We start from the raw sequence: 12,216 nt of genomic DNA, 5'->3' as shown, positions 1-12,216 counted from the left end.
GGCCGGATACCCGGATGACCGGGTTGCCCCCGGCGCTCCCACGGTATTCACTCGTCCTATGAGACTCACGAAGTTCGAACATGCAGCATTCCTCCTCGAGACGGACGGCGCCAAGCTGATCGTCGACCCGGGCGCGTTCACGTCCCCGATCGCCGATGTGGAGCACACCGCGGCGGTCCTGATCACGCACCTGCACCCCGACCACTGGACCGCGGAGCACCTCGACCGCATCCTCGCCGCGAGCCCGGAGGCGGTCCTCTACGGACCGGCCGGTGTCGCCGCCGCCGCGGACGGGTACGACATCACCGTCGTCGCCCCGGGAGACGTGGTCGAAGTGGGGCCATTCACGCTCCGGTTCTTCGGCGGGACCCACGCGGTCATCCATTCGTCGATCCCGGTGATCGACAACGTCGGCGTCCTCATCAACGACCTCGTGTACTACCCCGGCGATTCCTTCGCCGTCCCCGAGGGCGTCGACGTCGACCTCCTGGCCGCGCCGGCCGGTGCACCGTGGATGAAGATCTCCGAGGGCATGGACTTCGTCACCGCCGTCGCCCCGAAGCGCGCGTTCGGGACGCACGAGATGGTGCTCTCAGGGCCGGGACAGAGCATGTCGCACGACCGCCTGCAGTGGGCGACCGAACAGGGCGGCGGGACCTACTACCCGCTCGCCCCGCTCGACACGCTCGAGGTCTGAGACCGGACGACTACCGGCGGCGGAAGTTCGCCGCCGCCGGGCAGTCGAACGGGTCGCGGGCTGAGAGTCCGACCCGGTTGAGGTACTCGATGACGATGGCGTAGGACTGCAGCAGGGTCGTCTCCGTGTACGGCACCTGCTGGGTCTCGCAGTGCTCCCGCACGATGACGCGAGCACGGGCCAGAGCCGGGCGAGGCATGCTCGGGAACAGGTGGTGCTCGATCTGGTAGTTCAGGCCGCCCATGAAGGTGGCCATGCCGAAGCCGCGGACGTTGCGCGAGGTCAGCACCTGCTTGCGGAGGAAGTCGAGCTTCATGTCCGCCGGGATGATCGGCATGCCCTTGTGGTTCGGCGCGAAGGACGCACCCATGTAGACGCCGAAGACCGCGAGCTGGACGCCGAGGAACGCGAACGCCATGCCGACGGGCAGGAAGAGGAAGATCGCGGCCAGGTACAGACCGACGCGGGCGACGATCATGCTGATCTCGGCGGCGCGGCCGTCGACCTTGCCCGGACCGAAGAGGGTCTTGAAGGACAGCGCGTGGAGGTTGATGCCCTCCAGCATGAGGAGGGGGAAGAAGAGGTAGCCCTGCTTCCGGGTGATCAGCGCCTGCAGGCCCTTGGCCTTCGCCGCGTCCTCCTCGATGAAGGAGATCGTGTCGATCTCGATGTCGGGGTCCTTGGTGACCTGGTTCGGGTTCGCGTGGTGGCGCGTGTGCTTCGTCATCCACCACGAGTAGCTGATGCCGACGATGCCCGCCGCGAGGAAGCGACCGGCGCGGTCGTTCGCCCGGCCCGAATCGAAGACCTGACGGTGCGATGCCTCGTGGGCGAGGAAGGCGAACTGGGTGAGGATGATGCCGAGCGCGCCGGCGATGAGCAACTGGAACCACGACTCGCGGAGCAGGACGAAGCCGGTGACGCAGCCGAGGAGCGCGACCACGAGGAACGAGAACGTGAGGATGTAGAACGTGCGGTGGCGGCGGAGGAGTCCTGCTTCGCGAACCGTCTTCAACAGCGACGAGTAGGAGCTGGTGACGTTCGCAGCGCCGGGCTTGCGGGGGCTCGTGGCACGAACCGGGCCGAGGATGGCTTCAGTTGACATGGGCACTCCGGAGGAATCGTGTCGACTTCCCAGCCGGGATGGTGAGCGGACGCTCGGGCGAGCATGAGCTCTGCAGATGGCCTCAGCCTACGGTCGACGGCTGGGGAATCACCGCACACCGCGAGATCCGCTGGAGATACCCAGGCATCACAACGAATGTCGGAAAAAGATGCGGAATTGGCCAATCCGTTACATGTTCGGCTGCCGTTTCGAGCCGAGATGGGCTAACGTGGATCGAAGTTGTTGTGTTGCGCAGGTATTTCAAGCCGCGTTTCCACCGATGGATACGCTGCTTTTCTGAGGAGCGAGCAAAGAACACCGCGACGAACGGGCCCGAAAGTCGGGAACGGTCACTCATGAAAGAGGAAATACATGTCAACTGGAACTGTGAAGTGGTTCAACGCCGAAAAGGGCTTCGGATTCATCACTCCTGACGACGGCAGCGCCGACGTCTTCGCACACTTCTCCGCCATCGCGACGAGCGGCTACCGCTCGCTCGAGGAGAACCAGAAGGTCGAGTTCGAGACCAACCAGGGCCCCAAGGGCCTGCAGGCCGAGAACATCCGCCCCCTCTGATTCTCTGATCAGTCGGAGCTGACGATCCGAGCGGCCGGTCATTCCAGCCCTCGCGTCTGAGACACCGGGAACCGCCCCTGACGTTCGCGTCAGGGGCGGTTCTGTGTCTCCAAGGCCGGTGCCGTGTCTCCAGGCCAGTGCTGAGCCTCCGGGGCGGTTCCGTTCCGTGTCTCCGGCCGACTCTCCTGCGGCTACTCCTGGACGGGGAGGATGAGCTCCGGTCCATCGCCCTGCAACGGCGCCACCCGGTGGGAGACGAGCTGCTCGGCGACGTCGGTCGCTGCGGACACCATCTCGTCGACCTCGTCCTGGTCGGCCTCGTGGTGCGGGTCAAGCCAGGCGTCCCAGCATTCCGGAGGCAGCGTCACGGGCGTCCGTGGGTGCAGCTCCTGCAAGGGACCGACCGCCGGCCGCGTGAGGATCGTCGCGCTCAGCACCCAACGCCGCGGGTCGTCGTCCGGTCGCGAGCGGTCGCGCCACCACGAGTAGAGGGCCGCGAAGACGATCGGTTCACCACCAGCGGTCTGCACGTAGTACGGGGTCTTCGTCGCGCCCTCGGTGTGCCACTCGTAGTACCCGGCGGCGGGGACCAATGCGCGCTTCTGTTTGACCGATGGCGCGAACGTGGGCTTGGTGGTGACCTCCTCCGCGCGAGCGTTGAAGGTCGGGTACTGACTCTTCAGCTCGGTGGCGAACGACGGCACGAGTGACCACCGCGCCGATTCGAGCCGGCGGACCGCCGGCCCCGTCTTCACCGAGTCGAGGATGATCGGGATCTGCTCGGTCGGGCGCACGTTGTACGAGGGCCCGGGCAGCTCGGCAGCCGCGTGGTCGATGTCGAAGAGCTCGATGAGTTCCTCGGTGGATTCGGTCACGACGAAACGTCCGCACATGGGCCCAGCGTACCGGGCGCCGCCGACACCGCGGACCGCGTGTCGGTGGGATGCCGGACCATGGTCGAGTCATCCGTCAGTCGTCGTCGAGACCGGATCGAGCCGGTTGACTTGTTCGAAGATATGTTCGAATATTGAGCCATGGCCCTCCGCGCACTCGTCGACTCCCCCGTCAGGGCGGACACCGCGACCGAGCTGCACGAACTCCAGGGGCGCATCAAGCGGATGCAGGGGACGCGCCTCGACACCCGATCCCTGCCGACCGCTCCTGAGCTCTCCCGGCTCCTGCCCGGTGGCGCCCTCCAGGCCGGAGGCAGCTACTCTGTGCTCGGCTCCACGGCGCTCGCCATGTCGCTCATGGCCGGGCCGTCAGCAGCCGGGACCTGGTGCGCCGTCATCGGTCTCCCGTCGTTCGGCGTGGAGGCGGCGGCCTCCATGGGCATCGACCTCGAACGACTCGTCCTCGTCCCCCAGCCCGGTCCGGACTGGCTCACGGTCACCGCGGCCATGGCCGACGTCGCCGGCGTGCTCATCACAGCGCCTCCCGGACGGATCGCCCCGAGCGACGCCGCCAGACTCGCGGCTCGCCTCCGGCAGCGCGAGGCCGCACTGATCGTCCTCGGTTCCTGGCCGCAGAGCGATGCGACGTTGCGCGTGACCGAGAGCTCCTGGAGCGGCCTCGGGGCGGGGCACGGACATCTCCGGCATCGGCGACTCACCGTCAGCTCGATGCTCGGCCAAGGGGCTGCGGGCCGGCCCAGGACCGCGCACCTGACGCTGCCCCTGGGATCGACCGAGGGTCGCACCGCACCGCTCGCCGGCTCCGGCCTCCTCGACGACGACACGGTCGTCCGGCTCCCGATGGTCGTGAACCGATGACGACCGAACCGCCTGCGGGACAGGTCGAGCGCACCATGGTCCTCTGGTGTCCTGACTGGCCGATCGTGGCGGTACGACTCTCTGGAACGCTGTCCGAGGACACGGCCGACGCTCCGCTGGCCCTGGTCGAGCATGGTGAGGTCCTGGCCTGCGACGCCAGCGCACGTCGAGCAGGAGTGCGGCGTGGACTCCGTGTCCGCGAGGCCGAGGCCCGCTGTCCGGAACTGGCGACCGCCGACTACGACCCGGTCGTCGACACCCGCGCCTTCGAGCCGGTCCTCCTCGGCATCGAGGAGCTCATGCCGGGCGTCCAGCCCTTCCGGGCCGGGCTCTGCGCCATCCGATCCCGAGGACCGAGCAGATACTACGGCGGCGAGTCGGCTGCGGCGGAGGTCCTCCTGACCCGCCTCGACGAGCTCGGTGTCCCCGATGCACGGATCGGCATCGCCGACGGCCCCTTCGCCGCGGAGCAGGCCGCGAGGTCCACCGCGTTCCAGCAGGACGGTTCCCGGATCATCGCCATCCCCTCCGGAGCCTCTCCCGCCTTCCTGGCCCCACTCCCCCTGTCCACCCTCGGGCGCCCCGAACTCAGCTCACTGCTGCACCGGCTCGGGATCAGCACCCTGGGGGCGTTCGGCGCATTGCCCGCGACCGAGGTCCGCGACCGCTTCGGAGCCGACGGCGCCCGAGCGCACCGCCTCGCAGCCGGCGCGGACGCCCGAAGCGTCGTCCCCCGCGTGCCACCCACCGAGCTGGCCGTGTCGATCGCCTTCGAGCCCCCGCTCGACCGCATCGACCAGCTGACCTTCGGGTTCCGGCAGTCCGCGGAACGGTTCATCACCGGCCTAGCGGAGGCCGGCCTCGTGACCACCGCGATCACGATCAGCATGCGGAGCGAGCGCGGGGAGCGCTCCACCCGCACCTGGCTCCACCCACGCTGGTTCACCGCCGGCGACGTCCTCGATCGCGTGCGTTGGCAGCTGCAGGGCGCGTCCGACATCGATCACGGACTCGCCTCCCCCGTCGAACTCGTCGAGGTCGTCCCGGAGACCCTCGACGACGCCGCGGAACACGAGGAAGGGCTCTGGGGCAGCGGACCGGACGAACGCATCCACAGCGGACTCGCCCGCGTCCAGAGCATGCTCGGTCACGACGGCGTCGTGACCGCGGTGCCGTCCGGCGGACGCCTCCTCCTCGACCGCCGCATCCTCGTCCCCTGGGGCAGTGTTCCACCGGGTGGTGAGGCGGCCGTGGCCGAACGCCGGAACCGGCCGTGGCCCGGGACCATCCCGGGGGCGGCTCCGTCGACCGTCTTCGACACCGCCGTGCCGGTCGAGGTCGTCGACGCGACGGGTCAGACTGTGGCCGTCGACGAGCGCAGCACCGTGAGTGCAGCACCAGCACGGTTCTTCGCCCTCTCGGACTGGCACGTCATCCACGGTTGGGCCGGTCCCTGGAGCATCGACGAACGCTGGTGGGACGCCGACGGCCACCATCGCGTCCACCGTCTCCAGGTCCTCGACGATGCGGGTGACGCCTGGCTGCTCCTGTTGGAGGAGCAGCACTGGAGGGCCGAGGCCCGCTACGACTGAACCGCATCACGTCCGCACCACACCGCATGACGAAGGAGCCCAGCATGGGATGGAACAACCCCCCGGTCTCATGGTCGGAGTTCGAGCGCCGTCTGTCCGACGCGAGCCGTCCGGCCACCCTGCCGCTGGGAGCCGACGGTGGGGACAGCCCGGCCTGGTCGCGGAAGCGTCAACCGTACGTCCCCGAACCACCGGAGCAGCGCCCGTCGACGACGCGGGTCCCCTATGCGGAACTCCACGCGCACTCGAGCTTCAGCTTCCTCGACGGCGCGAGCCCGCCGGAGCGGCTCGTCGAAGAGGCTGCGGCACTCGGCCTGCACGCGCTCGCGCTCACCGACCACGACGGTTTCTACGGTGTCGTCCGGATGGCCGAGGCGGCGGAACGGTTCCCCGACCTCCGGACGGTCTACGGTGCCGAACTGTCCATCGGCCTGGACCGGCCGCAGAACGGCGTCCCCGACCCCGTCGGGCATCATCTGCTCCTGCTCGCCCGTCGAGCAGAGGGGTATCACCGCCTGGCCGGCGCGATCACGGACGCACAACTCGCCGACGGAGCCGAGAAGGGCCACCCGATCTACGACCTCGAGCGGCTCGCCGCCTCCGTCGCCGGCCACGTGACCGTGCTCACCGGGTGCCGTAAGGGGTTCGTCCGCACCGCGCTCCGTGAGCATGGTCCGGAGGCCGCCGCCGCCGCGGTCGACCGACTCGTCGCCCTGTTCGGTCCGGAGCACGTCGTCGTCGAGTTGAGCGACCACGGCCACCCGGAGGACTCGGCGGAGAACGATGCACTCGCCGAGATCGCGGCGTTGCTCGACCTCACCGTCGTCGCGACCGGCAACGTCCATTACGCCACGCCCGAGCAGCATCGACTCCAGACCGCGCTGGCGGCCGTCCGAGCACGACGCAGCCTCGACGAACTCGACGGATGGCTTCCCGCGGCCGGAACCGCGCACCTGCGGAGCGGAGCCGAGATGGCGGACCGGTTCGCAAGATACCCCGGAGCGGTGGCACGGAGCGTCGAGCTGGCGGATGAACTCGCCTTCAGCCTGCGGGCGGTCCGCCCGAAGCTCCCGCGACAGCGCGTGCCGGAGGGCCATACGCCCATGAGCTGGCTCCGGCATCTGGTGCTCGAAGCCGTCCCCGTCAAATACCCCGACGCCACTCCCGAACACCTCCGACGCATCGAACGGGAACTCGAGGTCATCGAGCAGAAGGACTTCCCCGGGTACTTCCTGATCGTGCACGACATCGTCAGTTTCGCCCGCGGCCGTGGCATCCTCTGCCAGGGACGCGGTTCCGCCGCGAACTCGGCCGTCTGCTACCTGCTCGGGATCACCGCGGTCGACTCGATCTTCTACGAGCTGCCGTTCGAACGGTTCCTCTCCAGTATGCGGGAGGAGGAGCCCGACATCGACGTCGACTTCGACTCGGACCGGCGCGAGGAGGCCATCCAGTACGTCTACGAGACCTACGGACGCCGCAACGCCGCTCAGGTCGCGAACATCATCAGCTATCGGCCGAAGTTCGCCGTCCGCGACACCGCCAAGGCGCTCGGGTACAGCCCCGGTCAGCAGGACGCCTGGTCGAAACAGGTCGAGCGTTGGGGCGGGGTCATGTCGAGCACCGACCACGACATCCCCGAGCGCGTCGTCGGCCTCGCGCAGCAGATGCTCACCCTGCCCCGGCACCTGGGCATCCACTCGGGTGGCATGGTCCTGACCGATCGCCCGGTCGGCGAGGTCTGCCCGATCGAGCACGGGCGCATGGACGGTCGCACGGTCCTCCAGTGGGACAAGGACGACTGCGCCTGGATGGGTCTGGTCAAGTTCGACCTCCTGGGTCTCGGCATGCTTTCGGCCATCCAGTACTGCTTCGACCTCGTGGCCGAGCACACCGGGGAGCGCTGGACCCTCGAGACCATCCCGAAGGACGAAGCAGGGGTCTACGACCAGCTCTGCCGGGCCGACACCATCGGGGTCTTCCAGGTGGAGAGCCGCGCGCAGATGGGCATGCTGCCACGTCTGCTCCCCCGCCGGTTCTACGATCTCGTCATCGAGGTCGCCATGATCCGCCCGGGGCCCATCCAGGGCGGCGCGGTACACCCCTACCTGCGCCGGAAGACCGGCCAGGAGCCCATCACCTACCTCCACCCGAGCCTCGAACCGGTCCTCGAACGCACGCTCGGCGTGCCGTTGTTCCAGGAGCAGCTCATGCAGATGGCGATGGCCGTCGGTGGGTGCTCGGCCGAGGATGCGGACCTCCTGCGCCGGGCGATGGGATCGAAGCGTGGCGAGGAGAAGATCGAGAGCCTCAAGGACACGCTGTACCTCGGCATGGCCGGTAACGGCATCGTCGGTGCGGACGCCGATGCCGTGTACGCCAAGATCCAGGCCTTCGCCAACTTCGGCTTCGCCGAGAGCCACTCCCTGAGCTTCGCCCTCCTCGTCTACGTGAGCGCCTGGCTGCGCCTGCACTACCCGGGGGCCTTCCTCGCGGCCCTGCTCCGCGCGCAGCCCATGGGGTTCTATTCGCCGATGACGCTCGTCGCCGACGCCCGCCGACACGGCGTCTCCGTCCTGCGTCCCGATCTGCATCGCTCCGGCGCACAGGCAGGCCTCGAAGCGCTCGACCCGGAGGCCACCCCCGGCGCCCCGGTCGCTCCCGGCGGGCGCACGCGCTGCCTCGAACACGAGCAGGGACCGACCGGGCTCTTCGATCCGCTCCTTCCCGACGATTCGGCAGGACACCGGCGCGACGGCGCACTCGCCGTCCGGCTGGGACTCTCCTCCGTCCAGGGGATCGGTGAGGAGCTCGCGAAGCGGATCGTCGCCGAACGGGAGTCCGGAGGGCTGTTCACCAGCCAGGCCGACCTGGCCAGGCGGATCGGCCTGAGCTCCTCGCAGTTGGAGTCGCTGTCGGCGGCGGGCGCCTTCGACGGATTCGGCCTCACCCGTCGTGAGGCGATGTGGGGCGCAGCGCAGGCCAGTCGGCATCGTCCCGACCAGCTCGAGGGGACGTTCACGACCGTGCAGCCGCCGTTGCTCCCGGTTCCGACGGCCGCCGAACAACTCATCTCCGACATCTGGTCGACCGGGATGTCGACCGACGACCATCCGATCCGCCACGTCCGAGCCGAACTCACACGCCGAGGGGCGTTGCGGTCCGACGAACTCCTGACGGCGCAGACGGACCGTCGCGTGGAGGTCGGGGGTGTCGTGACGCATCGGCAACGGCCGGCCACGGCGAGCGGCATCACCTTCATGAACCTCGAGGACGAAGCGGGTCTCGTCAACGTGATCTGCAGCGTCGGCGTCTGGAACCGGTATCGCCGCGTGGCCAGGGAGGCCCCGGCGATGGTGGTCCGCGGCATGCTCGAGCGATCCCCGGAAGGCATCGTCAATCTGGTGGCGGATCGGTTGGAAGCGCTCCGGATCGGGGCGAACACCCGTTCGCGGGACTTCCAATGACCCGTCACGACCAAACCGCGGCGGGCTCCCCCTCCGAACACCCTCTACAGCACAGCACGAGACTCATGGGATTCCCAGGCAGGCCCCGGGAAGGAATGACCGGGAGCCATCCGGCGTTGTCCCCAGTGTTGAGTAGACCAGAAGGGGGTCACCCATGGCGAGAGTGTACGAAGAGATCGAAGGCCGGACCGGCGAGGTGGAACGGTACCGTCACCACCCGAACGGCAAGGGCATGGTCGCAGCTCGTGCACTGATCGATCCGTCGGCGTTCATCGAACGCACCACCTTCGTGGAGGCTGACGCGGACATCCGTGCCAACGCCTGGATCGGTGCCGGAACCTGGATCGACCGGTCCGCGGTGATCGGCGAAGGCGCCTTCATCGGCGCGAACGTCCACATCGGGGAGCGCTGTGTCATCGGACGCGGAGCACGAGTCGGAAGCGACGCCCGTCTCGGCGCCGACGTCCAGGTCGCCCACGGCGCGAGCGTCGATCGGGACGCCAGGGTCGCAGACCGCACCGTGGTCGGCAGCGAACGACCGGTCATGACCGAGCCGACGGTCCGTCAGACGAACCGCGCCCCGCGCCGACCTCGTGCGAACGGCACCGACCGGTTCGGGAAGGCCGCCTGACCGGCAGACCGCCCCACCACCGCCACGCAGGGCCCGGACTCGTGAGTCCGGGCCCTGCGTCGTCTCCGCTGCGCGAGAGGCACATGCCAGACGACTAACATATCAGGATGGACCTGAAGGACTACCTGCGCATGCTCCGCCATCGCTGGCTGCTCATCGTCGCGATCACCGCGGGAGCAGCGGCGCTCGCCCACGGGTACACCCTCGTCACCCAGCCCGTGTACCAGTCGACGGGCCAGCTGTTCGTCGCCGTCACCGGCGGCGACACCGTGGGCGACCTCAATCAGGGCAACGCCTTCGCCCAGAGCCGCGTCGCCTCGTATGTGATCCTCGCCACCGGTTCGACCGTGCGGTCCACGGTGGCGGAGCGCCTCGACCTCGACCCCGCGTCGCTCGTCGGGACGATCTCAGCGTCCAATCCTGCACAGTCGGTCCTGATCGACATCTCCGCCGTCGACAGCGATCCGGTCGCGGCAGCCCGCATCGCGAACACCGCAGCCCAGGTGCTCGTCGACCTCGTCGACGACGTCGAGAGCGCCAACGAGGTGGACGCCGCCGGTGCACCGGGCGATCCGACCCCGGTCGGACTGACGATCGTCGAACAAGCGTCTCCACCCCGATCCCCTGTCGCACCCAACGCACTGCAGAACCTCACGGTGGGTGTCCTCATCGGCCTCGCCCTGGGCGTCGGGATCACACTGCTCATCGAGGTCCTCGACACCCGTCTCCGCGGACGCGCGGCGATCGAGAAGCTCACGGACACGAGCATCCTCGGCGCCTTCCACACGGAACCCGCCGACACGGCCCAACTCATCCTCGGATCGACGGAGAGCTACAGCCGTCGCGCCGAGAGCTTCCGGCAGCTTCGGACGCACCTCCAGTTCGCCTCCATCGACGGCGGACTCCGCAGTGTGATGGTCACGTCCTCGGTCCCGGGCGAGGGGAAGAGCACCACCTCGGCGAACCTCGCGCTCGTCCTCGCGGAGGCGGGGAACTCCGTCCTCCTCGTCGATGCGGATCTGCGCCGACCCCGCCAGCACGAGATGTTCGGTCTCGAGGACGCGGTCGGGCTCACGACCGTGCTCACCGGCAGGATCAGCCTCGGCGATGCGGCGCAAGCGGTCGACGGCGCGGGACGCCTCGCCGTCCTCACCTCCGGCGAGCTGCCGCCGAATCCGAGCGAACTCCTCGGATCAGCGGCGATGGAGCGCGCGCTCTCGGAGATGGAACGCGCGTACGACGTGGTGATCATCGACACGCCCCCACTCATCAACGTCTCGGACCCGACAGCGTTGTCGACCCTTGCGAGCGGCGTCCTGCTCGTGGCGTCGGCCGACGGGCGACTGCACCGCGACCAGCTCCGGCAGTCGCTCGAGAACCTCAGCTTCGTCCAGGCGAAGCTCCTCGGAGTCGTCCTCAACCGTGTCGAGGTGGCTCGGGGAGAACAGTCGTCGTCCTACGCGTACTACCACCGGACCGACCCGACGCGTCGACCAGGGCGGACCACGGCATGAACACCCCGCTCGATCCGCCTCCGACCCGGATCCTGATCGTCTGCACCGGCAACATCTGTCGATCCCCGTATGCCGAGTTCCTCCTCACGAGCGGGTTGGCGGAGGTCGAGGCGTGCGGCTTCGAGGTGCGGAGCGCCGGGACCGGCGCGCTGCGCGGACACCCGATCGACGCTTCGAGCGCGGCGCTGCTCGGTCCACTCGCCGCGACGGCAGCCGGCTTCGCCGCGACGCAACTCACCGCGGGCCTCGTCACTCGACAGGACGTCGTCCTGACCATGACGCGGGAGCATCGCGGCGCCGTCCTCAGGTTGTGCCCGGAGGCGCTGCGTCGGACCTTCTCCCTGCGTGAGTTCGCCCGGCTCCTCGACACCGTCGAGTCGGGACGGCTCCCCCGTTCGCGAGCAGAGCGCTGGAAGCGTCTCGGCCCCGAACTGGCGGCCAACCGGACGGGCGCACGACTCCCGGATCCGGCCCAGGACGACGTCGTCGACCCGTTCGGCCAGGGACCGCAGGTCTTCCGTCGGATGGCCTCACAGATCGTCCCGGCCGTCGAGCGCATCATCGCGTTCGAGCGCACTGCCGTCCAAGAGATTTCCGGACTGCGGTGAGGACGTCGGCGTGCCTCTGCGTCCACCGGCCAACGGATGGGCTGATCACGCCGGAAACGACGAAGGCCCGCGATGATCGCGGGCCTTCTTCGTGATGTTGCTGTCTGGCTGGGGTACCTGGACTCGAACCAAGAACAACTGAACCAGAATCAGTCGTGTTGCCAATTACACCATACCCCACTGTCAGAACCGAAGCCCCGACCGAAGAACAACACTAGCCTACGGAAGCGGCCGTCTCAAATCGACGCGTCCCG

The 12,216-nt window shown here is 68.6% G+C and carries 10 protein-coding genes and 1 tRNA gene; 8 read left to right on the top strand and 3 right to left on the bottom strand.

The genetic code is table 11. From position 1 onward, the window contains the following. The first annotated feature begins 58 nt into the window (after positions 1-58). On the top strand, positions 59-697 hold the full coding sequence (locus tag RWN05_RS10515; RefSeq protein WP_314139460.1) for an MBL fold metallo-hydrolase: 639 nt from the start codon (positions 59-61) through the stop codon (positions 695-697). Between the two features lie 10 nt (positions 698-707). Here RWN05_RS10515 and RWN05_RS10510 read toward each other — a convergent pair whose 3' ends face one another. After that, positions 708-1,802, bottom strand: coding sequence for an acyl-CoA desaturase (locus RWN05_RS10510; protein ID WP_314139459.1), 1,095 nt, complete (start codon positions 1,800-1,802; stop codon positions 708-710). 372 nt (positions 1,803-2,174) lie between these two features. Between RWN05_RS10510 and RWN05_RS10505 the strand changes: the two genes are divergently transcribed. Continuing rightward, a complete protein-coding gene (locus RWN05_RS10505) occupies positions 2,175-2,378 on the top strand; it encodes a cold-shock protein (RefSeq protein WP_056006986.1) in 204 nt (67 codons plus the stop codon). A gap of 191 nt (positions 2,379-2,569) precedes the next feature. Here the strand turns inward: RWN05_RS10505 and RWN05_RS10500 are convergent, their stop codons facing one another. Continuing rightward, the gene (locus RWN05_RS10500) at positions 2,570-3,271 is read right to left on the bottom strand and encodes an SOS response-associated peptidase (protein ID WP_314139458.1); all 702 of its coding nucleotides are present in this window, start codon (positions 3,269-3,271) and stop codon (positions 2,570-2,572) included. A 141-nt stretch (positions 3,272-3,412) separates the two neighbouring features. On the opposite strand from RWN05_RS10500, the gene RWN05_RS10495 reads away from it, so the two are divergent. From RWN05_RS10495 to RWN05_RS10470, 6 genes are all read left to right on the top strand, one after another. Continuing rightward, the gene (locus tag RWN05_RS10495; protein ID WP_193555816.1) at positions 3,413-4,150 is read left to right on the top strand and encodes a hypothetical protein; all 738 of its coding nucleotides are present in this window, start codon (positions 3,413-3,415) and stop codon (positions 4,148-4,150) included. Continuing rightward, on the top strand, positions 4,147-5,742 hold the full coding sequence (locus RWN05_RS10490; RefSeq protein WP_314139456.1) for a DNA polymerase Y family protein: 1,596 nt from the start codon (positions 4,147-4,149) through the stop codon (positions 5,740-5,742). The genes RWN05_RS10495 and RWN05_RS10490 overlap by 4 nt, the downstream gene beginning before the upstream one ends. Positions 5,743-5,786: 44 nt before the next feature. After that, positions 5,787-9,209, top strand: a complete 3,423-nt coding sequence (locus RWN05_RS10485; RefSeq protein ID WP_121290167.1) for an error-prone DNA polymerase — start codon at positions 5,787-5,789, stop codon at positions 9,207-9,209. 154 nt (positions 9,210-9,363) lie between these two features. Continuing rightward, complete coding sequence (locus RWN05_RS10480) at positions 9,364-9,840, top strand: DapH/DapD/GlmU-related protein (RefSeq protein ID WP_079002213.1); 477 nt, start codon at positions 9,364-9,366, stop codon at positions 9,838-9,840. Between the two features lie 107 nt (positions 9,841-9,947). Continuing rightward, the gene (locus RWN05_RS10475) at positions 9,948-11,354 is read left to right on the top strand and encodes a polysaccharide biosynthesis tyrosine autokinase (RefSeq protein ID WP_314139455.1); all 1,407 of its coding nucleotides are present in this window, start codon (positions 9,948-9,950) and stop codon (positions 11,352-11,354) included. Next, positions 11,351-11,962: a low molecular weight phosphatase family protein gene (locus RWN05_RS10470; protein WP_314139454.1), complete on the top strand. Its 612-nt coding sequence runs from the start codon at positions 11,351-11,353 to the stop codon at positions 11,960-11,962. Before RWN05_RS10475 ends, RWN05_RS10470 begins: the two co-directional genes overlap by 4 nt. A 105-nt stretch (positions 11,963-12,067) precedes the next feature. On the opposite strand, the gene RWN05_RS10465 is transcribed toward RWN05_RS10470, so the two are convergent. After that, a tRNA-Gln gene (locus RWN05_RS10465) sits at positions 12,068-12,142 on the bottom strand. Positions 12,143-12,216: the final 74 nt, after the last annotated feature.

Origin of the sequence: uncultured Plantibacter sp., from assembly GCF_963518075.1 — a bacterium.
In the GTDB taxonomy this organism is placed as follows: Bacteria; Actinomycetota; Actinomycetes; order Actinomycetales; family Microbacteriaceae; genus Plantibacter; species Plantibacter flavus_A.
This window is presented reverse-complemented; position numbering and strand designations above follow the sequence as displayed.

Excerpts from the sequence above, each read along its gene's own strand:
- RWN05_RS10515 (WP_314139460.1), top strand. The coding sequence starts at position 59 with ATGAGACTCACGAAGTTCGAACATGCAGCATTCCTCCTCGAGACGGAC.
- RWN05_RS10510 (WP_314139459.1), bottom strand. The coding sequence starts at position 1,802 with ATGTCAACTGAAGCCATCCTCGGCCCGGTTCGTGCCACGAGCCCCCGC.
- RWN05_RS10505 (WP_056006986.1), top strand. The coding sequence starts at position 2,175 with ATGTCAACTGGAACTGTGAAGTGGTTCAACGCCGAAAAGGGCTTCGGA.
- RWN05_RS10500 (WP_314139458.1), bottom strand. The coding sequence starts at position 3,271 with ATGTGCGGACGTTTCGTCGTGACCGAATCCACCGAGGAACTCATCGAG.
- RWN05_RS10495 (WP_193555816.1), top strand. The coding sequence starts at position 3,413 with ATGGCCCTCCGCGCACTCGTCGACTCCCCCGTCAGGGCGGACACCGCG.
- RWN05_RS10490 (WP_314139456.1), top strand. The coding sequence starts at position 4,147 with ATGACGACCGAACCGCCTGCGGGACAGGTCGAGCGCACCATGGTCCTC.
- RWN05_RS10485 (WP_121290167.1), top strand. The coding sequence starts at position 5,787 with ATGGGATGGAACAACCCCCCGGTCTCATGGTCGGAGTTCGAGCGCCGT.
- RWN05_RS10480 (WP_079002213.1), top strand. The coding sequence starts at position 9,364 with ATGGCGAGAGTGTACGAAGAGATCGAAGGCCGGACCGGCGAGGTGGAA.
- RWN05_RS10475 (WP_314139455.1), top strand. The coding sequence starts at position 9,948 with ATGGACCTGAAGGACTACCTGCGCATGCTCCGCCATCGCTGGCTGCTC.
- RWN05_RS10470 (WP_314139454.1), top strand. The coding sequence starts at position 11,351 with ATGAACACCCCGCTCGATCCGCCTCCGACCCGGATCCTGATCGTCTGC.